22 protein-coding genes and 2 tRNA genes are annotated in these 23513 nt (G+C 64.8%); 14 read left to right on the top strand and 10 right to left on the bottom strand.

Translation table 11 applies throughout. The annotated features are described in order from the left end of the window. Window positions 1-348: 348 nt before the first annotated feature. The 8 genes from AC6I9V_RS08435 to rpmH all read right to left on the bottom strand — a co-directional run bounded on the left by AC6I9V_RS08435 (window position 349) and on the right by rpmH (window position 6093). Complete coding sequence (locus AC6I9V_RS08435) at window positions 349-1617, bottom strand: ParB/RepB/Spo0J family partition protein (RefSeq protein ID WP_497899062.1); 1269 nt, start codon at window positions 1615-1617, stop codon at window positions 349-351. A gap of 68 nt (window positions 1618-1685) precedes the next feature. Next, window positions 1686-2750 carry a ParA family protein gene (locus AC6I9V_RS08430; protein WP_349412678.1) on the bottom strand — a complete coding sequence of 355 codons (1065 nt, stop codon included), beginning with the start codon at window positions 2748-2750 and terminating at the stop codon, window positions 1686-1688. Between the two features lie 86 nt (window positions 2751-2836). Next, a complete protein-coding gene (rsmG, locus tag AC6I9V_RS08425; RefSeq protein WP_497899061.1) occupies window positions 2837-3487 on the bottom strand; it encodes a 16S rRNA (guanine(527)-N(7))-methyltransferase RsmG in 651 nt (216 codons plus the stop codon). 17 nt (window positions 3488-3504) lie between these two features. Then, complete coding sequence (locus AC6I9V_RS08420) at window positions 3505-4113, bottom strand: Jag family protein (protein WP_497899060.1); 609 nt, start codon at window positions 4111-4113, stop codon at window positions 3505-3507. Continuing rightward, window positions 4113-5087: a membrane protein insertase YidC gene (yidC, locus tag AC6I9V_RS08415; protein WP_497899059.1), complete on the bottom strand. Its 975-nt coding sequence runs from the start codon at window positions 5085-5087 to the stop codon at window positions 4113-4115. Before yidC ends, AC6I9V_RS08420 begins: the two co-directional genes overlap by 1 nt. 16 nt (window positions 5088-5103) lie before the next feature. Further along, a complete protein-coding gene (yidD, locus tag AC6I9V_RS08410) occupies window positions 5104-5511 on the bottom strand; it encodes a membrane protein insertion efficiency factor YidD (protein ID WP_349412675.1) in 408 nt (135 codons plus the stop codon). Beyond that, window positions 5504-5914, bottom strand: coding sequence for a ribonuclease P protein component (rnpA, locus tag AC6I9V_RS08405; RefSeq protein WP_497899058.1), 411 nt, complete (start codon window positions 5912-5914; stop codon window positions 5504-5506). The genes yidD and rnpA overlap by 8 nt, the downstream gene beginning before the upstream one ends. Before the next feature lie 41 nt (window positions 5915-5955). After that, complete coding sequence (rpmH, locus tag AC6I9V_RS08400) at window positions 5956-6093, bottom strand: 50S ribosomal protein L34 (protein WP_003800212.1); 138 nt, start codon at window positions 6091-6093, stop codon at window positions 5956-5958. A gap of 468 nt (window positions 6094-6561) precedes the next feature. Here rpmH and dnaA point away from each other — a divergent pair, with 468 nt between their 5' ends. The 12 genes from dnaA (at window position 6562) to AC6I9V_RS08340 (ending at window position 19867) form a co-directional block, all read left to right on the top strand. Then, the gene (gene dnaA / locus AC6I9V_RS08395; RefSeq protein ID WP_146336216.1) at window positions 6562-7983 is read left to right on the top strand and encodes a chromosomal replication initiator protein DnaA; all 1422 of its coding nucleotides are present in this window, start codon (window positions 6562-6564) and stop codon (window positions 7981-7983) included. A 589-nt stretch (window positions 7984-8572) separates the two neighbouring features. Then, a complete protein-coding gene (gene dnaN / locus AC6I9V_RS08390) occupies window positions 8573-9697 on the top strand; it encodes a DNA polymerase III subunit beta (protein WP_349412673.1) in 1125 nt (374 codons plus the stop codon). Window positions 9698-9788: 91 nt separating this feature from the next. Then, window positions 9789-10673, top strand: coding sequence for a phosphogluconate dehydrogenase (NAD(+)-dependent, decarboxylating) (gnd, locus tag AC6I9V_RS08385; protein WP_497899057.1), 885 nt, complete (start codon window positions 9789-9791; stop codon window positions 10671-10673). 22 nt (window positions 10674-10695) lie between these two features. Next, on the top strand, window positions 10696-11901 hold the full coding sequence (recF, locus tag AC6I9V_RS08380) for a DNA replication/repair protein RecF (protein WP_497899056.1): 1206 nt from the start codon (window positions 10696-10698) through the stop codon (window positions 11899-11901). Beyond that, window positions 11898-12455, top strand: coding sequence for a DciA family protein (locus AC6I9V_RS08375; protein WP_349412670.1), 558 nt, complete (start codon window positions 11898-11900; stop codon window positions 12453-12455). The genes recF and AC6I9V_RS08375 overlap by 4 nt, the downstream gene beginning before the upstream one ends. A 410-nt stretch (window positions 12456-12865) precedes the next feature. Continuing rightward, entirely contained in the window at window positions 12866-14953 is a 2088-nt protein-coding gene (gene gyrB, locus AC6I9V_RS08370) for a DNA topoisomerase (ATP-hydrolyzing) subunit B (RefSeq protein WP_349412669.1), read from the top strand. Window positions 14954-15010: 57 nt separating this feature from the next. Continuing rightward, on the top strand, window positions 15011-17719 hold the full coding sequence (gene gyrA / locus AC6I9V_RS08365) for a DNA gyrase subunit A (RefSeq protein ID WP_497899055.1): 2709 nt from the start codon (window positions 15011-15013) through the stop codon (window positions 17717-17719). Then, window positions 17716-18336 carry a DUF3566 domain-containing protein gene (locus AC6I9V_RS08360; RefSeq protein WP_349412666.1) on the top strand — a complete coding sequence of 207 codons (621 nt, stop codon included), beginning with the start codon at window positions 17716-17718 and terminating at the stop codon, window positions 18334-18336. Before gyrA ends, AC6I9V_RS08360 begins: the two co-directional genes overlap by 4 nt. Before the next feature lie 98 nt (window positions 18337-18434). After that, window positions 18435-18508 (top strand) — tRNA-Ile (locus AC6I9V_RS08355). A 32-nt stretch (window positions 18509-18540) separates the two neighbouring features. After that, a complete protein-coding gene (locus AC6I9V_RS08350; RefSeq protein ID WP_497899054.1) occupies window positions 18541-18684 on the top strand; it encodes a DLW-39 family protein in 144 nt (47 codons plus the stop codon). A 70-nt stretch (window positions 18685-18754) separates the two neighbouring features. Next, window positions 18755-18830, top strand: a tRNA-Ala gene (locus AC6I9V_RS08345). A gap of 122 nt (window positions 18831-18952) precedes the next feature. Then, the gene (locus tag AC6I9V_RS08340; RefSeq protein ID WP_497899053.1) at window positions 18953-19867 is read left to right on the top strand and encodes a DMT family transporter; all 915 of its coding nucleotides are present in this window, start codon (window positions 18953-18955) and stop codon (window positions 19865-19867) included. A 28-nt stretch (window positions 19868-19895) separates the two neighbouring features. Here the strand turns inward: AC6I9V_RS08340 and AC6I9V_RS08335 are convergent, their stop codons facing one another. Together AC6I9V_RS08335 and AC6I9V_RS08330 are read right to left on the bottom strand one after the other, a co-directional pair. Beyond that, window positions 19896-20771, bottom strand: coding sequence for a glycosyltransferase family 2 protein (locus AC6I9V_RS08335; protein ID WP_349412664.1), 876 nt, complete (start codon window positions 20769-20771; stop codon window positions 19896-19898). 180 nt (window positions 20772-20951) lie between these two features. Further along, window positions 20952-21890: a hypothetical protein gene (locus tag AC6I9V_RS08330; protein ID WP_497899052.1), complete on the bottom strand. Its 939-nt coding sequence runs from the start codon at window positions 21888-21890 to the stop codon at window positions 20952-20954. Between the two features lie 155 nt (window positions 21891-22045). Here AC6I9V_RS08330 and AC6I9V_RS08325 point away from each other — a divergent pair, with 155 nt between their 5' ends. Together AC6I9V_RS08325 and AC6I9V_RS08320 are read left to right on the top strand one after the other, a co-directional pair. Beyond that, window positions 22046-22591 (top strand): peptidylprolyl isomerase, encoded by a 546-nt coding sequence (locus AC6I9V_RS08325; RefSeq protein ID WP_146336206.1) that lies wholly within the window; start codon window positions 22046-22048, stop codon window positions 22589-22591. Between the two features lie 9 nt (window positions 22592-22600). Next, window positions 22601-23494: a rhomboid family intramembrane serine protease gene (locus AC6I9V_RS08320; RefSeq protein ID WP_497899051.1), complete on the top strand. Its 894-nt coding sequence runs from the start codon at window positions 22601-22603 to the stop codon at window positions 23492-23494. Window positions 23495-23513: the final 19 nt, after the last annotated feature.

Genomic DNA, 23513 nt, shown 5'->3' with positions numbered 1-23513 from the left:
CCCGTTTGGGGTCGCCCATTGGGCCGGTCTAGGAGCGACGCTGGGTGTCGTCCGAAGCTCCCTGGCCACACATACACCATCTGCGCCGACCATGACCGCGAATTCCAGGCATCGGCAAAGGGGCGCCGGGTACGGCCACACAGTTACCGCCACACAGGCGCCTCAAAGGGACTCCAAAAGCGGTGTCCGGTAAGCCTAGGTTCGCCGGCCCCAGAATGCCCCGGCATGGCTCAAGAACGAAAGTACATCAGCTTCAATATGGTTTGGCCGGCAGCTACGAGTCAGTCACGACAAAAAACAGGCCCCGTTTCACGTGAAACGGGGCCTGCCTTGAGTAAAACCTAGGATCTAGCTTGGGTTACCGGGAGTCAGTACGTCCATGATCCGGTTGAGGTCCTCAACGCTCGCGAATTCGATGCTGACGCGCCCCTTGCGGGCGCCGAGGGAGATCTTGACGTTGGTGTCCAGACGGTCTGACAACGAGGAGGCCAGGTAGTCGAGGCGTTCGTGGCGTGCCCCGGGGCGGGGAATGTTATTCTTCGTCGCGGCCGCAGGGCTCTGGTACAGCGTCACAGCCTCTTCAGTGGCCCGGACCGACATACCTTCGGCCACAATCTTCTGCGCAAGGCGCTCCATGGCGGCAGCGTCCGGAAGCGCAAGAAGGGCCCGGGCATGTCCTGCCGAGATGACGCCAGCACCAACCCGGCGCTGTACCAGCGGCGGCAGCTTCAACAGTCGAAGCGTGTTGGACACCTGAGGCCTGGATCGCCCGATCCGGTCGGCGAGCTGTTCATGCGTGGTACCGAAGTCTTCCAGCAGCTGCTGGTAAGCCGCTGCTTCTTCGAGCGGGTTCAGCTGGCTGCGGTGGAGGTTCTCCAGCAAAGCATCCCGCAGCAGGTCGTCGTCGGTCGTGTCGCGGACGATTGCCGGGATGGTGTCCAGTCCGGCGGCCTGAACTGCCCGCCAGCGCCGCTCACCCATGACGAGTTCATAGGGTTCGCCACCTTCTTCGGTTGAGGTACGAACCACAATTGGCTGGAGCACGCCAATTTCGCGAACAGAGTGCACGAGCTCCGCCATGTCGTCCTCATCGAAGACCGAACGGGGCTGTTTGCGGTTGGGGTGGATGTGCGAGACAGGGATTTCGGCAAAACGGACGCCGGGGACGTCGACGAGGTCCACGCCGTTGTCGTCACTGTCGCCGTAGGTCGCGGCGGCCGGTTCGGTGGTCTCTCGCGCAGCGACCGGGGCATCGGTCTTGGCCGCGGCAGGTTTCCGGGCCGGTGCTTTCTTGGCGGCAGGACGCGCAGCTTCATCCGATGTCGAAGCCGCGGCTTCGGCGTCCTTCGCCGCCGGCTTAGAAGCAGGCGCCTTCGCTTGGGCATCAGACCCTACTGAATCACTGGCTGCGGAAGACGCCGTCGTCTTCGCATCCAGTGCATCAGCTGCAGTGGTCTCATCGGCCGCCGCAGTGTCCGGGGTTCGCTTCTTGGCTTCGGGGAAAAACAGATCCACGGGCCGGGACGGGGCGGAACCGTTCCCGGAGGCGTTGGCCGAGGCGGAACTTGGAATCAGCGCGCCAAGTCCACGGCCAAGGCCGCGTCGCTTATCGCTCATGGATAAATCCCTCCAGTGGAAGAGCCCGGCATACTCCGGCTCTGGCTAGTGCAATTGTTGAGAAGATTCTAACGTTCAGCAATTTCCGCTGCGGCTTCCAAATAGGATAGAGCGCCGCTGGAGGAAGGGTCGTAGGTCATCACGGTCTGCTGGTAGCTCGGCGCCTCCGAAATGCGCACCGAGCGTGGAACTACAGCTCCAAGAACCTGCTCCGGGAAGTGTTCGCGTACCTCGGCCGCCACCTGAGCCGCAAGGTTGGTGCGCCCGTCATACATCGTCAGCAGGATAGTCGAGACCACCAGATCCGCGTTGAGGTGCTTCTGGATCATCTCGATGTTCTTGAGCAGCTGGCTCAGGCCCTCCAGTGCGTAGTACTCGCACTGGATCGGGATCAGGACTTCACCGGCCGCGCAGAAAGCGTTGACGGTTAGGAGTCCCAGGCTCGGCGGGCAGTCGATGAAGATGTAGTCCAGCCGCTCCTCGCCGTTCTTGGCGCGTTCCTTGGCGTAGACATCGATCGCGCGCCGGAGGCGCTGCTCGCGGGCCACGAGGCTGACGAGTTCGATCTCGGCGCCGGCGAGGTGGATCGTGGCGGGGGCGCAGATCAGTTTGGCGATGTCGGGGCAGGGAGCCACAACGTCCTGCAACGGCACATCGTTGATCAGGACGTCGTAAATGCTGTCGACGTCCGCGTGGTGCTCAATGCCCAGCGCGGTGGACGCATTGCCCTGAGGGTCAATATCGATGACCAGGACGTTGAGCCCGGCGGCGGCCAAGGCGGCAGCGATGTTAACGGTAGTGGTGGTCTTGCCCACCCCGCCCTTCTGGTTGGAGACGGTGAAGATGCGGGTCTTTTCCGGCTTTGGCAGCTCGCGTCCTAACAGCCGCTCGCGGCGCTTGTTCTCGTGGGCGAGCTCGCGGGCGATCGGACTGGAATCATCAATGGAGTCCAGTACGTTGCCGATCGAGGGAGCGGAAGTTTCACGTGAAACGCTGGCAAAAGGTGAGTCTGCAACCGCAAGAGTTTGCTTAGCGGGGACATTGTGAGCGACAGCCGGCACCCCGAAGGCACGTGCTGACCCCAGGGACACGAACGGGGGAATCCGTTGTGTGGAGGCTTCGCTACTGCTCACTCTGACACTCTCACTCTCATTCGGCGTTTACTGCCGATCACTAGCCTAACCTCTTCCCTAATAAGACCGGCGGCACTGGGCTGGTGCTACGCAATCTTTCGGGGCTTGTTCACAACGATTCGGACTACGGTTGTGGGTTCCTCCAGGAGGTCCTCACCAACCACCACCACAGAGGTCTCCACACCACCGAGCTTGCGGATGACTTTAGCCGCCTTCTCGATTTCCTCGCCGGCGCTTCGACCCTTGATCGCTACGACTTCGCCTTTTCCGGCGAGCAGCGGAATGGTCAGTCCGGCAAGGTTTGAAAGGGCTGACACGGCGCGGGCTGTGACGACGTCGGCCGTTACCTGGCCCACGGCCAGTTCCGCCCTGGTCCGCATGACGGTGACGTTGTCCAGTCCGAGGTCATCGACCACTTCCTGGAGCCAGATCACCCGGCGCTCCAAGGGTTCGATCAGAGTGAGTTCGAGGTCCGGGCGCGCAATGGCGAGGCAGAGTCCGGGAAGACCGGCGCCGCTGCCGACGTCGGCCACGTGGCTTCCGTGGGCGATTTCCCGCTCGATCACGGCGCAGTTGAGGACGTGCCGGCTCCACAGCCGCGGTACTTCACGGGGCCCGATCAGGCCCCGCTCGGTCCCGGACGTGGCCAGGTGCTCCACATAGCCCTTGGCCAAATCCAGCCGGTCACCAAAGATAGCTTCGGCGGCCTTCAGTTCGGCCGCAGTAATTTCAACCATCAAGCTAGTCCGCGGATTCAGTCTGCGGAGACAACGATGTGCCGGTCGGCACCTTCGCCTTCGGACTCGCTGACAAATCCAAGATCGGCTACGGCGTCGTGCACGATCTTTCGTTCGTAAGCGCTCATCGGGGCCAGCGCGACGGCCTTACCCGTGTCCTTGACCGAGGCGATGGCGTCTTCAGCGATCTGCTGCAGGTCGCCGGCGCGGTCCGCGCGGTAGCCGTTGATGTCCAGCACAAGGCGCGAGCGGTTCTCCGTGGCCGACAGCACCGCGAGGCGCGTCAGTTCCTGGAGGGCTTCGAGCACCTCGCCGTCGCGGCCCACCAGATTCTCGAGGCCGGAACCTTCCTCCTCGGCGACGATCGAGATGTAGGTGCGGCCGTTGCGGACCTCGATGTCGATGTCGCCGTCGATGTCGGCGATGTCGAGCAGCTCTTCGAGGTAGTCCGCGGCGACGTCGCCCTCTTCTTCGAGACGGCTCGCCGAGGAGCCTTTACCGGTGCCGCGGCCGGCGTCGTCGGCGTCGTCCTGCGCCGTAGTGCCGTCGGCCAGGACGTCGTCCCGGAGTTCGGGCTGGGAAGCCGCTTCGGCGGAAATGGCGTGTTCGGTGCTCTCGGCGGACATTACTTCCTCTTCCTGTTCTTGCGCTGCGGCTGTACCCGCTGGCTCTTGGCGGCGACGGCGGCGGCGGCTTCCGCTTCGGCCTCGGCGTCGGCCTTCTTGGCACCCATCAGGGGCAGGGACGGCAGGCCCTTGGCGGCACGGCGCTCGGCCAAGGCCTTGGCGGCGGGGGACCCCGGCGTCGGCATGCGGCGGATGACGAAGAACTGCTGGCCCATGGTCCAGAGGTTCGTGGTGGTCCAGTAGATCAGGACACCGATGGGGAAGTTGATACCGCCGACGCCGAAGACGAGCGGCAGGATGTACAGCATCATCTTCTGCTGGCGCATGAACGGGCTAGCCATGGCCTCTTCGGACATGTTCTTCGCCATGATCTGCTTCTGGGTGATGAACTGCGAGGCCGTCATGGCCAGGATCATCACGATCGAGAGGACCCAGACAGCCACGTCGTTTCCGCCGGCACCGCCGTGCAGCAGGGAGGCCGACAGCGGGGCGCCGAAGATGCTGGACTCGTCAAACTGCACCACCTGGTCGTGGCTCAGGGCGCCGATGCCCTTGCCGGTGGTCTTGGCGTTGCTGATCCCCGAAAGCACCTGGAAAAGGGCGAAGAAGAACGGCATCTGGATCAGCATGGGCAGGCAGGCCGAGAACGGGTTGGTGCCGTGCTTCTTGTACATGGCCATCTGTTCCTGCGCCATGGCCTGGCGGGAAAGCTGGTCGGTCTTGCCCTTGTACTTGTCCTGCAGTTTCTTCAGGTCCGGCTGCAGCAGCTGCATGCCGCGCTGGGCCTTGATCTGCTTGACGAACACGGGAATCAGGGCGGCACGGATGACCAGCACCAGCCCGATGATGGACAGCGTCCAGGTCCAGCCGTTGGCGGCCGGGAGGCCGATGGCGCTCAGTCCGTCGTGAAAGCCCACCATGATGATGGAAACCAGCCACTTGAACGGAAACATGATTGTTTCAAAGAAGTCCATACGATATCCCTATTCGTCAGGCCGCCGAGCGGCCTTCTCCATCAGGCTCAACAGCCAGATACTTGTCCGGGTTGTTGAGCACAACAATTCTGGGGGTGTGGCCCTCGGGCCACTCCCGGTGCCCGGCGGGGACGTGGTCCACACCGCCGGAATTCCATGGGTGGCAGCGTGAGAGGCGCCGGGCCGCAAGCCAGCTGCCCTTTACGGCGCCGTGCACCGTGACTGCCTCGAGCGCATACGCCGAGCAGCTGGGGAAAAAGCGGCACACCTGGCCGTAGAGCGGCGAGACCACCTTGCGGTAGGCCATCAGCAGCAGGATCAGGATGTTGCGGGGCAGATTCCAAACGGCCCGGCCGAGCCATGCTGCCGCGGCTTTGAGACGGGATCCAGGGACGGGGACGACGGCGGCAGTTGAGTTACGCACGCGGGGTCCCTTCCTGTGTTGTCTCGTAAGAAACTGTAGAAGCGGCCTGTGGAAGGCGGCTGCCCAACCGTTTCATGGTTGTCTCCAAAGCGGCGTCATAGTCGCCCAGCAGGTTCTCCCAGCCGGCGGCCGCCGAGGCGGGCAAGGCCCGGACCACGATAGCGAACCCGCTGGGATACTTCTGCAGCGACAAGGCGCCGGCTTCTCTTAGTCTCCTCTTAACGAGGTTCCTGACAACAGCGTTCCCTACACTCTTGGAAACGATGAAACCGATCCGGCTTGGTTCATCGGCAGCGAGAGCTGCCGTATATAACACTAAGTTCCGGCGTCCATTGCGGACGCCGGAACGTACAGTTGTTGAAAAATCGGTAGGGGTCCTCAGACGGTTCCGGGTGGCTAACACCGTTCAACTCGCATAGGGATGGTGACCGACGAGTCAGTTATTTAGGCCGACAGCTCGGTGCGGCCCTTGCCACGACGGGCTGCCAGGATGGCACGGCCGGCACGGGTACGCATACGAAGGCGGAAGCCGTGCTTCTTGGCTCGACGGCGGTTATTCGGCTGAAAAGTCCGCTTGCTCACGTTAGTTACTCCAGTGGATCAAAGGTGCGCCCACCCGATCAAAAAAGGGGAAGAACTGGCCGACGCTAAGTTTTGTATGTGCCGCCACCCTCGACTCGCAAGACGCAGGCGTCGGGGAGAGATTCAAATGAGGCGAAAAGCGGACACAAAGGACTTCACAACGTTAGGGGAAAAACGCCTCCCGAGTCAAACCGGGAGCTGCGCCGCTGCCTGTCCCCAGCTGTGGTTAACCTGCCCGCCAGCCTGTGGATGAAGTGCGTCACGCGCCCCGATTTCGAACTACACCCATGTGATTATCCACAGGGCTAACCCCAGCTATCTTCTAGGCTTTTCATCCCCTAGAGTGTCCCAGTAGCCGATTATCCACGGACTGTGCACAACCCTGTGGATTAACCCCGGGGCCAGCAGTCTGGTCCGGGTCCTGTGGCTGCAGGTAACGCAGGCAAGCAAGGTTTGAGGAACTGATTGATGACGGTAGACGAAGCCAACCACGCCAATACCGTCGGAAGTTCCTGGCGGCGGGTGGTCAGCCTCCTGGAGAACGACCACCGGGTCACCCCCCGGCAGCGTGGCTTCGTGATCCTCGCCCAGGCCCAGGGCCTGATCGGGTCCACCCTGCTGGTGGCCGTCCCCAATGAACTCACCCGTGAGGTCCTGCAGACCCAGGTCAAGGAAGCCCTCGACGATGCCCTGCGCGATGTCTTTTCCGACGAGATCCGCTGCGCGATCGACGTCGACACCGATCTGGTGCCGCTCCACATCGAACCCGAGCCCACGGACGAGCTTTCCCTGGTGGCCGACCCCCTGGTGGAACTGAAGCCGCAGCCGATGCTGCCGAGCACCTCCCATGAATTCGGCCGGCTCAACCCGAAGTACGTTTTCGACACCTTCGTGATCGGTTCCTCCAACCGCTTTGCGCACGCGGCCGCCGTCGCCGTAGCCGAGGCACCGGCCAAGGCCTACAACCCGCTGTTCATCTACGGCGACTCCGGCTTGGGCAAGACCCACCTGCTGCACGCGATCGGCCACTACGCCCGCCGGCTCTACAGCGGGATCCGGGTCCGCTACGTGAACTCCGAGGAATTCACCAACGACTTCATCAACTCCATCCGCGACGACGAGGGTACGAGCTTCAAGACGACGTACCGCAACGTCGACGTACTGCTGATCGATGACATCCAGTTCCTCGCCGGCAAGGACCGGACGCTGGAGGAGTTCTTCCACACCTTCAATGCCCTGCACAACAACAACAAGCAGGTGGTCATCACCTCCGACCAGCCGCCCAAGCTGCTGGCCGGCTTCGAGGACCGCATGAAGTCCCGCTTCGAGTGGGGCCTGCTGACCGATATCCAGCCGCCGGAACTGGAAACCCGCATCGCGATCCTCCGTAAGAAGGCGCTGAGCGAGGGTCTTTCAGCGCCCGACGACGCCCTGGAATACATCGCTTCGAAGATCTCCAGCAACATCCGCGAGCTTGAGGGTGCGCTGATCCGTGTCACGGCCTTCGCCAGCCTTAACCGGCAGCCCGTGGATGTGGCCCTGGCCGAGATGGTGCTCAAGGACCTAATCACCGACGACGGCGCCCAGGAGATCACTTCAGCGCAGATCCTCACCCAGACTGCCGACTACTTCAAGCTCAGCATGGAGGAGCTCTGCAGCAAGTCCCGGACGCGGACGCTGGTGACCGCGCGGCAGATCGCCATGTACCTGTGCCGGGAACTCACCGACATGTCCCTGCCCAAGATCGGCCAGGAACTCGGCGGCCGGGACCACACCACGGTGATCCACGCCGACCGGAAGATCCGCGAGCTGATGGCGGAGCGCCGTGTGATCTACAACCAGGTCACCGAGCTGACCAACCGGATCAAGCAGCAGCAGCGCAATTCCTGACCTCCCGCATCGCGCATTCTTACCTTATTAACAGTGCACTGTGGACAACCCTGTGGATAGTTAAGGGGACAACCGCGGTTAATGGGCTTAAAACCCTTAAGGCGCCTGTGGATCGGCGAAACGGCCCAAAATGTTGTCCCCATCCACACCCTGTTTAAAACCTGCTCCACCCACAGTCCATGAACAGGGCTTAACCGCGGAACCGCACCGCGAGATCGAGTTATCCACAGTTTCCACAGCAGTTATTAACACTACTAATCCCAAGAAAATGAAATTCCCTCAAACAACAGTTTCTTCTCGACCCTCCACCGGCCGGCCCAGGGGCCGTGCTGAACCAGGTCGTGAACCACACTGGTGTAACCCGGGGATGGGAGAACTCGGTTCTTGGGGCTAAGCTGTCTGCAGTGCGTCCGTCCCGGACACGCTCTTGGCATTCGATCCCAGGAACCGGGGTCGGGTGAGCCGGGCCCGGGATGCATGCACTTACCTTTTTGGCGGATCCGGCACGACGTCCGGAACCGCCATGGCAGTGTGATTTTTAGTGATGATTCGTAGCGATGTCAGCAGCAATGAAAGGCGGCACCCTTCCGTGAAGTTCAGAGTCGAGCGGGACGTCCTGGCCGAAGCCGTGACCTGGGCCGCCCGGTCGTTGTCTCCGCGGCCGCCCGTACCCGTGCTTTCGGGCCTGCTCCTCAAGGCGGAAGCCGGCACCGTGAGCCTCTCGAGCTTTGACTACGAGACCTCGGCGCGCCTGGAAATCCCCGCCGACATCAGCACCGAAGGCACCATCCTGGTTTCCGGTCGTCTCCTGGCCGACATTTGCCGCAGCCTGCCATCGGCACCGGTCGAAATTGAGACCGACGGCAACAAAGTCACGTTGAGCTGCCGCCGAAGCAGCTTCCACCTGGCCACCATGCCGGAAGCCGAATACCCGCCGTTGCCCGCGCTGCCCCCGATCAGCGGAACGGTGCCGGGTGATTCCTTCGCCCAGGCCGTATCGCAGGTGATCATCGCGGCCAGCAAGGATGACACGCTGCCCATCCTCACCGGCGTCCGGATGGAAATCGAGGACGATCTCATCACGCTGCTCGCCACGGACCGCTACCGTCTGGCCATGCGCGAAGTTCCGTGGAAGCCCGCCACCCCCGGCATCTCCACCAGCGCCCTGGTCAAGGCGAAGACCCTGAACGAAGTTGCCAAGACCCTCGGTGGGAGCGGCGACATCAACCTCGCCCTTGCCGACGACGACAGCCGGCTGATCGGTTTCGAGAGCGGCGGCCGCACCACGACGTCGCTCCTGGTTGACGGCGACTACCCGAAGATCCGCTCGCTGTTCCCCGATTCCACCCCGATCCACGCCACTGTGCAGACCCAGGAACTGGTCGAGGCCGTTCGCCGTGTCTCCCTCGTGGCCGAACGGAACACCCCGGTGCGCCTCGCGTTCACGCAGGGCCAGCTGCACCTCGACGCTGGAACCGGCGAAGATGCCCAGGCCTCGGAAGAGCTTGAAGCGCAGCTGACCGGCGAGGACATCACCGTTGCCTTCAACCCGCACTACCTCATCGAGGGTCTGAGTGTCATCGAGACCAAATTCGTCCGGTTCTCGTTCACCACGGCCCCGAAGCCAGCGATGATCACCGCCCAGCAGGACGCCGACGGCGAAGACCAGGGCGACTACCGTTACCTGGTTATGCCGGTCCGCCTGCCCAACTAGTCCCCACCGCCACCCTCGCCTCTCAAGCTAGGCAGGGAACCTTGGCGGCGTGGGCCCACCCGAAATCCCAGCGCAGAAAAGAGTTCACCCCGTGCATATCGGACTGATCGGCCTTGGAAAAATGGGTTTCAACATGCGCGAGCGGCTGCGCAAGGGTGGAATCGAAGTCACCGGTTACGACCGCAACGCGGATGTCACCGACGTCGCCAGTGTGGACGAGCTGATCGCCGCCGTGCCTGCGCCCCGGCTGATCTGGGTTATGGTCCCGGCAGGCGAGATCACCGACGCCGTGATCACGGAACTCGGCAGCAAACTCGACGCCGGCGACCTCGTGGTCGACGGCGGAAACTCCCGCTTCACCGAAGACCAGAAGCACGCCGCCTCGCTGGCCGAACTGGGCATCCACTTCGCCGACTGCGGTGTGTCCGGCGGCGTCTGGGGCCTCCAGAACGGCTACGGACTGATGGCCGGCGGCGACGCTGCCGACATCGAGCGGACCCTTCCGGTCTTCGATGCGCTCCGTCCGGAAGGTGATCGGGCCGACAGCTTCGTCCACGTGGGCGGCGTTGGCGCCGGCCACTACGCCAAGATGGTGCACAACGGCATCGAATACGGACTGATGCAGGCGTACGCGGAAGGCTACGAACTCCTCGCGGCAAAGGACATCGTCACGGATCTGCCGGGCACTTTCCGGGCCTGGCAGAAGGGCACCGTCGTCCGGTCCTGGCTGCTGGACCTGATGGTCAAGGCCCTCGATGAGGATCCTGGGCTGGAATCGATCGACGACTACGTGGAGGATTCCGGCGAGGGACGCTGGACTGTGGAGGAAGCGATCGCCAACGCGGTGCCGGCCCCGGCCATCACGGCGGCGTTGTTCGCGCGCTTTTCCTCCCGGGAAGACAGCTCGCCGGCCATGAAGATGGTGTCCGCCCTGCGCCACCAGTTCGGCGGCCACGCCACCCGGCCGGCCAAGTAATCCCTGGAGTCCTGACACCGGCGTGTACCTAGAACAACTTTCGCTGACGGATTTCCGCAGTTACGCCCAAGTGGACCTCAGCCTGGAACCGGGGGTCACCGTGCTCGTCGGGTCCAACGGCATCGGCAAGACCAACCTGATGGAAGCGATCGGGTACCTCGCCACCCTCAGCTCCCACCGTGTGAGTACCGATGCCCCGTTGCTGCGCTTCGGCACCGAGCGGGCGATGATCCGGGCCAAGCTGGTCCGCGGTGAGCAGTCCACGGTGCTGGAACTGGAGATCAACGCCGGCCGCGCCAACCGGGCCCGGATCAACCGCAGCAACCCGGTGCGCGCACGGGACATCCTCGGAATCTGCCAGACCGTGCTCTTTGCCCCCGAAGACCTCGCCCTGGTCAAGGGCGATCCGTCCAACCGGCGCCGTTTCCTCGATGAGTTGCTGGTCAGCCTTGTTCCGCGGCACGCAGCCACCCGCAGCGACTACGACCGTGTGCTGAAGCAACGCAATGCCCTGTTGAAATCCGGCCGCGCCGGAAAATTCACCGCCGGCCATGAGGCAACCCTTGATGTCTGGGACCAGCACATGGCCAGGGCCGGCGCAGAGCTCCTGCACGCGCGGCTCGAACTGGTGGAACGGCTGCAGCCCCACCTCAACAACGCCTACGCCCAGCTCACCGACGGGTCCAAGACGGCCGGAGCCGTGTACCGCTCCAACCTGCAGGGGGCGCTTGACGACGACGGCGAATCCTCCGGCGCCGTTCCGGGGGCCGCCCCGGCGGACGGTCTCGAAGACCTCCGCCCGCTGGGCGTCGAGGAACTCACGGAACGGTATGTCCGGGCTTTCGCGGCCTCCCGCCGCAAGGAACTCGAACGCGGCATTTCCCTGGTGGGCCCGCACCGCGACGAACTGGACCTGGTCCTGGGTCAGGCCCCGGCCAAGGGGTACGCCTCGCACGGGGAAACCTGGTCCATGTGCCTGGCGCTGCGCCTCGCCTCGTACTACGTGATGCTCGACGATGCACGCACGGGCGGGTCGGCCCCGATCCTGATCCTGGACGATGTTTTTGCCGAGCTCGACGTCCAGCGGCGGCGTAAACTGGCCGCAATAGTCTCCGGCGCGGAGCAGGTCCTGGTGACGGCCGCCGTCGAGGACGACATCCCGGCCGAGCTGGCCGGTCGGCGGGTGAAGGTCATTCCGGGAGGAATCGATGAGCCGGACAAGCGATGAATAAGGATACCGACGGCGGCCTGCAGCCGGGCCGGGACCCTGACGACATCGACGCAGCGCAGGCTGCGCTGAACCGGATGCGCGATGCCGCGGCGGCCCGCGGGGAAATCCGGCGGAAGGCACCGCCGCGGCCGGGAAGTACGCAGAAGCCGGCGCGCAGTGCCGGGACCCGCGGTTTTGGCCAGTTCCACGGCACCGGACGGGATCCGCTGGGGCTCGGCAAAGTGGTGGGCAGGCTGGTGGCCGAACGCGGCTGGAGTTCACCCGTGGCGGTCGGATCCGTGATGGCCCAGTGGCCGGCCCTCGTCGGCCCGGAAATTTCCGCGCATTGCACGCCGGAGAGTTTCACCGACACAACCCTGCATGTCCGCTGCGATTCGACGGCCTGGGCCACCCAGTTGCGCCTGCTGAGCCTGAGCCTGCTGGAGAAATTCCGCGTGGAACTCGGCGACGGCGTCGTGACCAGCATCCAGGTGCTCGGTCCCGCGGCGCCGAGCTGGCGCAAGGGTGCCCGGACGGTCAACGGGCGCGGCCCGCGCGACACCTACGGGTAGCGGCCCGCTGCTGTTTGCCGCGGGGTATGAAGCACTTCTTCCAAAACTATTGAAAAATCCGCAAACGCCGTGTAGGGCGCTTCAACGCCCCGGATGCGTATAGGAACCCAGCGGGAGCACCTCTGGAGCCTTGCAGGTGGAGCCAACGGCCTCCCAGCGGCACTTTGCCTGCCGTTTGAGCCCCTGGAATGCGGGATTCCGCCCTATAACACGATAGAATCGTGGTAGATAACTGGGCGCCGGTGAAACGTCGACTGAGTCCGTTTCCGACGCACTTTTTGTGTGCGGAGGCGGGTCCTTGCAGGCGATGCTGCCGGCGCCATCAGTGACGTGCCTGTTGGCGGTAGCCGTTCCTCTCCGGAGACGGCGACGGCCGGCCTTCAACGAACATAGAGGAGTCGAAAGCGCCTGTGGCTAACGACAATACAGATTTCCCGGCAGCGGACCCAGCAGCGGGAGGCGCCGCGGCGGACTTGCCCGCGGAGGCGGCCACGCCGCGCGAATACGGTGCCAGCGACATCACGGTGCTCGAGGGCCTGGAAGCCGTCCGGAAACGCCCGGGCATGTACATCGGTTCCACCGGACCGCGCGGCCTGCACCACCTCGTCTACGAAGTCGTGGACAACTCGGTTGACGAGGCGCTGGCCGGCTACTGCACACACATCGAGATCGTCCTGACCGCCGACGGCGGCGTCCGGGTGGTCGACAACGGCCGCGGCATCCCCGTGGACATGCACCCCACCGAGCACAAGCCGACCGTTGAAGTCGTGATGACCATCCTGCACGCCGGCGGAAAGTTCGGCGGCGGCGGGTACGCGGTCTCCGGCGGCCTGCACGGCGTTGGCATTTCCGTGGTCAACGCCCTCTCCAGCCGCGTTGACACCGAGGTCCGCCGGCAGGGCCACGTCTGGCGGATGTCCTTCGCCGACGGCGGCAAGCCGCAGGGCAGCCTGGTCAAGGGCGAGGAGACCTCCGAGACCGGGACCACCCAGACGTTCTACCCGGATCCCACCATCTTCGAGTCCACGGAATTCGATTTCGAAACGCTGCGGGCCCGCTTCCAGCAGATGGCCTTCCTGAACAAGGGCCTGCGCATCACGCTGACCGACGAGCGCCACGCCGCCGCGGAACCGTCCGACGACGGTGACCTGGATCTTGACGTCGTCGAAACGGAGGGCGAAGTCCCCGCCGAGTTCCACACGGTGGTCTACCAGTACGACGACGGCCTGCTGGACTACGTGAAGCACCTGAACTCGGGCAAGAAGGTCGACGTCGTCCACGAGGACGTCATTGCCTTCGAGACCGAGGACACGGAACGGCACATTGCCCTGGAAATGGCGATGCAGTGGACCAACGCGTACTCCGAGAGCGTCCACACCTACGCCAACACCATTAACACCCACGAGGGCGGCACCCACGAAGAGGGTTTCCGCGCCGCGATGACCTCACTCATCAACCGCTATGCGCGGGAGAAGAGCATCATCAAGGAAAAGGACGACAACCTCACCGGTGACGACATCCGCGAAGGCCTGACCGCGGTCATCTCGGTGAAACTCTCCGAGCCGCAGTTCGAGGGCCAGACCAAGACCAAACTCGGCAACTCCGAGGTCAAGGGCTTCGTCCAGCGTGTGGTCACCGACGGTCTCGGCGACTGGCTGGAACGCAACCCGGGCCCGGCCCGCGACGTCATCCGCAAAGCCATCTCCGCTGCCCAGGCCCGGATGGCCGCCCGGAAGGCCCGCGACAACGCGCGCCGCAAAAGCCCGCTGGAATCCTTCGGCATGCCCGGCAAGCTCTCCGACTGCTCCTCCAAGGATCCGCAGAAGTGCGAGGTCTACATCGTGGAGGGTGACTCGGCCGGCGGTTCGGCCAAGCGCGGACGCAACCCCGAAACCCAGGCCATCCTGCCGCTGCGCGGCAAGATCCTGAACGTCGAGCGCGCCCGGCTGGACAAGGCGCTCGGCAACGCCGAAGTGCAGTCCATGATCACCGCCTTCGGCACCGGCATCGGGGAGGACTTCGACCTAGCCAAGCTGCGGTACCACAAGATCGTCCTGATGGCCGATGCCGACGTTGACGGCCAGCACATCACCACGCTGCTGATGACCCTGCTGTTCCGCTATATGCGCCCGCTGATCGAGAACGGCTACGTCTACCTCGCCCAGCCCCCGCTGTACCGGATCAAGTGGTCGAACGCGCCGCACGATTACGTCTACAGCGACCGGGAACGCGACGCGAAGCTGGTCTCCGGCCAGGCCGCCGGGCGCCGTATCCCCAAGGACAACGGCATCCAGCGCTACAAGGGCCTCGGCGAAATGGATTACACGGAGCTGTGGGACACCACCATGGACCCGGAACACCGCACCCTGCTTCAGGTCACCATGGACGACGCCCTGGCCGCCGACCAGACCTTCTCCACCCTGATGGGCGAGGACGTTGAATCGCGACGAAACTTCATTCAGCAGAACGCCAAGGACGTTCGGTTCCTGGATATCTAGCGCCTCGGCCCTGAATATTCCTGAACCGATATATACCTGAAACGGAAAACATAGACGATGAGTGACGAAACACCCGAAGTCCCCGCCGCATCCGGTGCGGAGCCCGTACTCGAAGGCAACGTTCTTGACACCGATGTGCTGACGGACCGCGTCGAGCAGGTCGACCTGCAGACCGAAATGCAGCGCTCCTACCTCGATTACGCCATGGCCGTGATCGTGGGCCGCGCCCTACCCGACGTCCGGGACGGCCTCAAGCCGGTGCACCGCCGCGTGCTCTATGCGATGTTCGACGGCGGATACCGGCCCGAGCGCTCCTTCAACAAGTGCGCCCGCGTCGTCGGCGAAGTCATGGGCCAGTACCACCCGCACGGCGACACCGCGATCTACGACGCCCTGGTCCGTCTGATCCAGGACTGGACCATGCGCTACCCGCTGGCCCTGGGCCAGGGCAACTTCGGCTCGCCCGGCAACGACGGCGCCGCCGCACCGCGGTACACCGAAACCAAGATGGCGCCGCTGGCCATGGAAATGGTCCGCGACATCGACGAGGAAACCGTCGACTTCCAGGACAACTACGATGGCAAGAACCAGGAACCCACCATCCTGCCGGCGCGGTTCCCGAACCTGCTGGTCAACGGCTCCTCAGGCATCGCCGTCGGTATGGCCACCAACATCCCGCCGCACAACCTCCGCGAGGTCGCCGACGGTGTGCAGTGGTACCTGGCCAACCCGACCGCCAGCCGCGAAGAACTGCTCGAAGAGCTGATCCAGCGCATCAAGGGACCCGACTTCCCGACCGGCGCCACGATCCTGGGCCACAAGGGCATTGAGGATGCCTACCGTACCGGCCGCGGCTCCATCACCATGCGCGCCGTCGTCAACGTCGAGGAACTCCAGGGCCGCACCTGCCTGGTGGTCACCGAACTGCCGTACCAGGCCAACCCGGACAACCTGGCGATCAAGATTGCCGAACTCGTCAAGGACGGCAAGATCTCTGGCATCGCCGACCTCCGCGATGAGACGTCCGGCCGCACCGGCCAGCGCCTCGTTATTGTGCTCAAGCGCGACGCTGTCGCCAAGGTGGTGCTGAACAACCTCTACAAGCACACCCAGCTGCAGGACAACTTCGCCGCAAACATGCTGGCCATCGTGGACGGTGTGCCGCGCACGCTGAGCCTCGATGCGTTCATCCGGCACTGGGTGACGCACCAGATGGACGTCATTGCGCGCCGAACCCGCTACCGACTCCGCAAGGCCGAGGAAGAGGCGCACATCCTGCGCGCCCTGCTCAAGGCCCTCGACGCCCTCGATGAGGTCATCGCCCTGATCCGGGCCTCGAGCACCACCGACGCCGCCCGCGAGGGCCTGATGCAGCTGCTGGATATCGATGACCTCCAGGCCAAGGCCATCCTGGACATGCAGCTGCGCCGCCTCGCCGCCCTGGAACGCCAGAAGATCCAGGACCGCCATGCCGAACTCGAGGCGCTGATCGCCGAGTACAACGCGATCCTGGCCTCCGAAGAGCGGCAGCGCGAGATCATCAGCACCGAACTCGCCGAGATCGTGGCCAAGCACGGCGACGACCGCCGCACCAAGGTCCTGCTGGGCTTCGATGGCGACATGTCGATCGAGGACCTGATCCCCGAAGAGGAAATGGTCGTCACCATTACCCGCGGCGGTTACGTCAAGCGCACCCGCAGCGACAACTACCGCTCGCAGCAGCGCGGCGGCAAGGGCATCAAGGGCGCCCAGCTGCGCGGCGACGACGTCGTCGAGCACTTCTTCGTCACCACCACGCACCACTGGCTGCTGTTCTTCACCAACCTGGGCCGGGTCTACCGCGCCAAGGCGTACGAGCTCGTGGAAGCCGGCCGCGACGCCAAGGGCCAGCACGTGGCCAACCTGATGGCGTTCCAGCCGGACGAGCACATCGCCCAGGTGCTGGACCTCCGCGACTACCAGCACGCCCCGTACCTGGTGCTCGCCACCAAGCGCGGCCTGGTGAAGAAGACGCGCCTAGAGGACTACGACACCAACCGGTCAGCCGGCGTGATCGCCATCAACCTGCGCGACGGCGACGAGCTTGTCTCCGCCCAACTGGTGTCCGAGACCGATGACCTGATGCTGGTGTCCCGCAAGGGCCAGTCGATCCGGTTCACGGCGACGGACGAGGCCCTGCGCCCGATGGGCCGGGCAACGTCGGGTGTGACCGGCATGAAGTTCCGCGAGGATGACGAACTGCTGGCGGCCGACGTCGTGCAGGACGGCTCCTTCGTCTTCATTGTCACCGAAGGCGGCTTCGCCAAGCGGACCGCGGTGGAGGAGTACCGTCTCCAGGGCCGCGGCGGACTCGGCATCAAGGTCGGCAAGTACCAGGAAGAACGCGGCCACCTCGTTGGCGCCCTGATCGTCCAGGAAGAGGACGAGGTCCTGGTGGTCATGGAAGGCGGCAAGGTGGTCCGGTCCTCGGTGGCCGGCGTTCCGGCCAAGGGCCGGGACACCATGGGCGTGATCTTCGCCAAGCCGGACAAGAACGACCGCATCATCGCGGTGGCCCGGAACAGTGAGCGCGGCCTCGAGACCGAGGAAACTGACCTCGAAAGCGGCGCTGAACCTCCGGCTACGGAGCAGGATGACGTAACGTTGGCTGGAGAAACCGGATCACGCGAGGGGTCCGCAGAGACAGAATCAGTACCGGCCCCGGAGTCAGATGAGTCATCAGGCCATGCCGAGCTGGACGAAGACAACACCGGAGGTAACGCGTGAGTAATTCCGACTCATATCCCAAGTCGAGCAGCGGTCCCGGCGGAATGCGGCCGCCGGCTGCCGCCCCGCGGGTGAACGCGCCGTCGCGTCCGCAGCAGCGCCCGGGCGTCGTCGGATCCGGCCAGCGCCCCGCCGCACCCGGCCAGCGCCCCGCCGCGCCCGGCCAGCGCCCGGCAGTGCCGGGACAGCGCCCAGAAGCCGCTGGCCAGCGGCCCGGCCAGCCGGGCCTCGTGAAGCCGGCCCCGAAGGCCAAGGTACGCCGCGCACGCCTGCTGGTCAGCAAGGTGGACCCCTGGTCCGTGCTCAAGATGGCCTTCCTCCTGTCCGTTGCCCTCGGCATCGTCACTGTCGTTGCCGCGATCGTGCTCTGGACCGTTCTGGACCTGACCGGCATCTTCGACCAGGTCGACGGCCTGCTCGGAACCCTGGCCGGCTCCGAGAGCGGCGGCTTCGAGCTGAAGAAGGTCGCCTCCCTCGGTCAGGTGGCCTCCTTCGCCGTGATTATCGCGGTGATCAATGTGGTCCTGCTGACCGCCCTGTCGATGCTGTCGGCAGTGCTCTACAACATCGCGGCCACCCTCGTGGGCGGCATCGGCGTCACCCTCACGGACGACTAAATCCTCTACTTTTCCCCGGGAATCCCTGGGGGAATGCCTCGATTTGAGATCGGGCCGGGATGTGCTGTAAAGTCATATCTCGGCCCGATGAGGCATCGGGGCGTATAGCTCAGGCGGTTAGAGCGCTTCGCTGATAACGAAGAGGTCCCAGGTTCAAGTCCTGGTACGCCCACGGAACCTGTACTGGTTCCTGTAAAGGTCCACGTGAAACCGGACCGGAACGGGGTGCATGTGAAGAAGTTGCTGGTAGTTGCAGCCACGATCGCAGGCGTCCTGCTCTACAGGAAAGTGCAGGAATCCGAGGCCCGGAAGGCAGTCTGGAGCCAGTCGACCGACACGGTTGATTAGCCCGGATCCCGGCAGGGAAGCTGGAAACAGCTCTCCGGCGCTGGGGTATGATTGACGGGTTGCTTCTTATGGGGGCATGGCGCAATTGGTAGCGCACCTGCTTTGCAAGCAGGGGGTTCGGGGTTCGAGTCCCCGTGCCTCCACCATAGGAAAAGGTCCCGGTCAGCGGAAACGCTGGCCGGGACCTTTTGCGTTGTACCCGGCAGGATGCCCGCGTCACGGGACCCCCAGGACGGTGACAGGGCCGCCTGCCCACTACTGTTGAAGCGTGAACTTCTTCCTCGCCGCGCTGGGGGTGCTGGGCGTCGCCTCGTCCGGACCCCTGATTGCCGCCACCCTGGGCGCCACCTCCGTCAGCGCCCTCGCGATCGCCTTTTGGCGCAACGCGATCGGAGCGGCGGTTATGGCCGGGCCCGTGCTGGTGCGGCAGCCCCGCCAGTTCGGCCGGGTCACGGGCAGCGAGTTCCGCTGGTCCCTCGCCGCAGCGGTCGCGCTGGCCTTGCACTTCGCCTGCTTCATCACCTCCCTCCAGCTGACTTCAGTGGCCGCCGCCACCGCCCTGGTCTGCCTGCAATCGGGCTGGATTGCCGTGTTCCAGCTCTTCCGCGGCGTCCGGCACCGCTGGCAGGTCCTGGCCGGCCTCGGACTCGCCTTCGGCGGAGTGGTGGCTATTACCGGCTTCGACATGGGCAGCTCACCGGAAGCCCTGGCCGGGGATCTCCTCGCGGTCGCCGGCGGAGTGCTGGCAGGCATCTATACGCTGGCCGGGGGCAAGGCCCGCAAGACCATGGGCACCGGCGTCTACACCACGCTCTGTTACGGCATGTGCGCGGCCGTCGTCGCCGTGATGGCCCTCGCTGCCGGGCAGCCGCTGGTCGGCTTCGAAGCGTCGGGCTGGCTGGGAATCCTTGCCATCACGGTCTGCGCCCAGCTCGTGGGCCACACGGCGTTCAACCACCTGCTCGCCACGATGAGTCCGCTGCTGGTGTCGATGATCATTCTGCTGGAGATCCCGGGCGCGGCACTGCTGGCGGCGGCGTTCCTGGGCGAGACCCTCCCCGCGGGCACGTACGCCGGGCTGGGGATGATCCTGGTGGGTCTCGCCGTCGTCGTGATGGGACAGCGCCGCTCCCGTGCGGTGCGGCGCAGCGCCGCCCGCCTCGCGGAGCTGGGAACGGACTGACGACGACGGCGGCGGGCGCCGTCGGGGCCTACTGGCCGCCGCGCCGGGCCGGCTGGGCGGTGTTGACGGTGTGGATGGCGCGCAGCAGCTTGGCCGGGAAGTAGACCGAAAAGAAGACGACCATCGGTGCCTTCAGCGCCATCTTCTTGACGTTGTGCGCCTTGTACGTGCGGTCGAACCGCGTGACGTAGTAGCGGTAGTCGCGCGGTGAGTCCTCGAGCCGGCGTGCCGACATGCCGGACACCATCTGCGGCCAGTACTGGATTCGGAGCTCGTGGTCCGCGAGGTGCAGCGAGAGGTCGATGTCCTCGTGCATCTCGTCCTTCTCGTCCCGGCAGGTCTCCAACCGGATCGTCTCCCAGGCTGAACGGCGCAGGGCCATGTTGGAGCCAAAGAGGAAGTGATACTGATGCTTGGCCAGCTTGAGCATGAGCTGGCGCATCTTGTCATCGGCCTTAAGGCCAAAACGACGCATCGGCATGTCGTAATAGACGACGGGACCGGTGGCCGCATGGACCGCCGGGTCCGTGAAGGCCTTCTGGACCTGTTCCACCCAGTCCGGCTCCAGCACGGAGTCGGCGTCGATCCTGCCCAGGATGTCGCCGGTGGCGTGGTCAAGGCCGAAGTTGCGCGTTGGAATCAGGCCTTGGTCCTTGTCCTGGCTGAGCAGGATGATCGGGCTCTCCGGGTATTCCAACTGCATCTGCCGGACGATCTCCGCGGTGCGGTCCTTGGACATGTTGTCCACCACGATGATCTCGTGGGCGGGGACGGACTGGTAGACGGCGGCAATCAGGCACTGCCGAATAACACTTTCCTCGTTGTATGCAGGAATGACGATGGAGACGGCCGGAGGCAGCAACGCATCGTGCAGGGTGTCCGCAGAGGATTTTTCGGGTGACATCCCCCCAAATTTAGCACCTGCACCGCAGCCGGCGGCTGTCGGCGGGGCCCGCACCGCGGGAAGGGAAGCCGTGGGTAGGGCGGGCCCGGGGAGGGCAGCGGCGAATGCGGGCAAACCAAAGGGAGGGATCCCGCCGGTGGCGGAATCCCTCCCTGATGCTTGGTGCCGTGCGGCGGCCGGCTACTTCGCCTTGTTTTCGCCGTTCAGGCTCGAGGCAATGTTCCGTACCGCGGTCTTGGCGTCGGTGGCAACCTTCGTGGAGGTGTCGTCGGACTTGGCAGCCACCTCGTCGGCGGCTTCAGCTGAGGCCTCGGCAGCCTTGTCGGCGGCCGCGACGGTTGCCGCAGCCGCGTCGTCGGCCGTGTCCTTTGCAGTGTCCTTCACGTCGGTGACCGTGGTGGCCGGGACCGGCGCGGGCGTGGTGGGCGTGACGGGGGCCGGGGTCTTCCACGGGTCCTCGATCGGCTTGGAGGCCTTCCAGGCGGCGACGCCGGCGGCCACGGCCGCAGCGATGACGCCGAAGATGAGGAAACCGCGGTGCTTCGGTTTCTGCTGCTTGGCGACCTCGCCCGTGACAACACGGCTGGCTTCGGCTGCGGCGGCCTTGAGCTGCTGCCCGGCGGTCTGCGCCTGCTCCTGGATGTTGTGGACAACACCGGAGTCGACCAGCCGCTGTGCCACGGCGTCTACGTGCGCCGGTGCGCCTTCAAGGGTGCGGTGCACGGCGTCGGAGGCGTGGCCAATCTGGTCCGAGAGCTTGGGAAGGTACTCGACGACGACGCGGTCGCGGGCGTTGGCGATTACCGGGGTGGCCTTGTCCAGGGCCTCGTGCAGCCGCGGGGTGGCGCTGTCGACAGCGTCGTGGATCTTGGGCGCCAGCTGGGCCAGGCCGTCCTGGATCCGGGGGGTTACCGTCGCAACGCCGCCGGCCAGGTTGTGGGCGGCCGACTTCAGGCCCTTCTGGATCTTGGGAGAAGCGGTGTCCAGGCCCTGCTGCAGACGGGGGACGGCCCAGTCGACTGCTGCTTCAACCCGGGGGGCTGCCCAGTCCTTGGCGTTCTCTACTGCGGTGCTGACTGACTGCTCCAGCTCACGGGCAATACGATCCGTTTTCTTCACAACTACCTCCCGATTAATGTGACGGTTCTGCTGTTAGCCTACGTGTCCGGGACCCCACCGGCCATTATTCGGCCCGATTTGGCCCCGATTTCACCCAGCGCGGAACTGACTGCGCGGCCCTGTACGTGGGGACCTGCCGTGGAAGAATAGGGCCTATGACTGCCAACGCAACCGCAAAAGCCACTATCCACACGAGCCTCGGCGACATCGTCGTGAACCTCTTCGGCAACCACGCGCCGAAGACCGTCGACAACTTCGTCGGCCTGGCGACCGGTGAAAAGGCCTGGACCCACCCGGAATCCGGCGAGGACAAGACCGGCACGCCGCTCTACAACGGCACCATCTTCCACCGCATCATCAAGGACTTCATGATCCAGGCCGGCGACCCGCTGGGCCGCGGCATCGGCGGACCGGGCTACAAGTTCGACGACGAAATCCACCCGGAGCTCACCTTCAACGAGCCCTACAAGCTGGCCATGGCCAATGCCGGCATCCAGATGGGCCGCGGCACCAACGGATCCCAGTTCTTCATCACCACCATCCCCACCGGCTGGCTGCAGGGCAAGCACAGCATCTTCGGCGAGGTGGCGGACGAGGAATCCAAGAAGGTCGTCGACGCCATCGAGGGTGTCCGCACCGGCATGGGCGACCGCCCGGTCGAGGACGTTGTTATCAACAGCATTGACGTAGAAAAGCTCTAGCCCCAGGCCATGAGCTACGGAATTCCGGCGGCAGAGCCGTCCGCGGAGATCCCGGTATGCCCCCGGCACCCGGACCGCCCCGCCTATGTGCGGTGCCAGCGGTGCGGGCGCCCCGCGTGCCCCGATTGCCAGCGGGCGGCCGCCGTCGGATTCCAATGCGTTGACTGTGTCAACGAAACAAAGCGCACGACGCCGGCACCGCGCTCGGTCTACGGCGGCGCCGCCGCCTTAGGGAGGCCCCTGGTCACGCTGGGGATCATCGCTGCCTGTGCGTTGCTATACGTGCTGCAGTGGGTGGTTCCGAATGACGGGATTTACCAAAACTTCGCATTCGCCACCGTGTACGCCACCCCGGAATATGGAGTGTTCGAGCCCTGGCGCATGCTGACGTCGGCCTTCCTCCATTCCCAGGGCTTCATCCTCCACATCGTGCTGAACATGTACATGCTGTGGATGTTCGGGCAGGCGCTGGAACCCCTCCTCGGGCGCATCCGCTTCCTGGCCCTGTATTTGCTCTCCGCCGTGGGCGGCTCCGTCGGCTATCTGCTGCTGACACCGGGCTACGTTCCGGGCCAGCCCCTGGCCGGCGTCGTGGGCGCTTCCGGTGCCATCTTCGGTCTTTTCGGCGCCATGCTGGTGGTCCAGCGTCACCGCGGCGGTGACACCAGGCAGCTTTGGGTGCTCATCGCCATCAACGGCGTCATTGGCTTTGTGGTCCCGCAGATCGCCTGGCAGGCCCACCTGGGCGGCCTGGTCACCGGGGCCCTGTGTGCCGCCGTGCTCGCCTACACTCCGCGCGGCCCCCGCCGGGGACTGCTGCAGGCCGCCGGACTGGCCCTAGTGGTGTGCCTGCTCATTGCGGCCACCGCCCTGCGCGTCGCCGCCAACGCCCTTCCGGCCTAGACGCCGGCCGCGCCCAAAG

The sequence above is a fragment of the Arthrobacter sp. SlRoot2-15 genome (assembly GCF_059739345.1).
The sequence above is the reverse complement of the archived record's forward strand: the minus strand, read 5'-3'. Positions and strand labels throughout refer to the sequence as shown.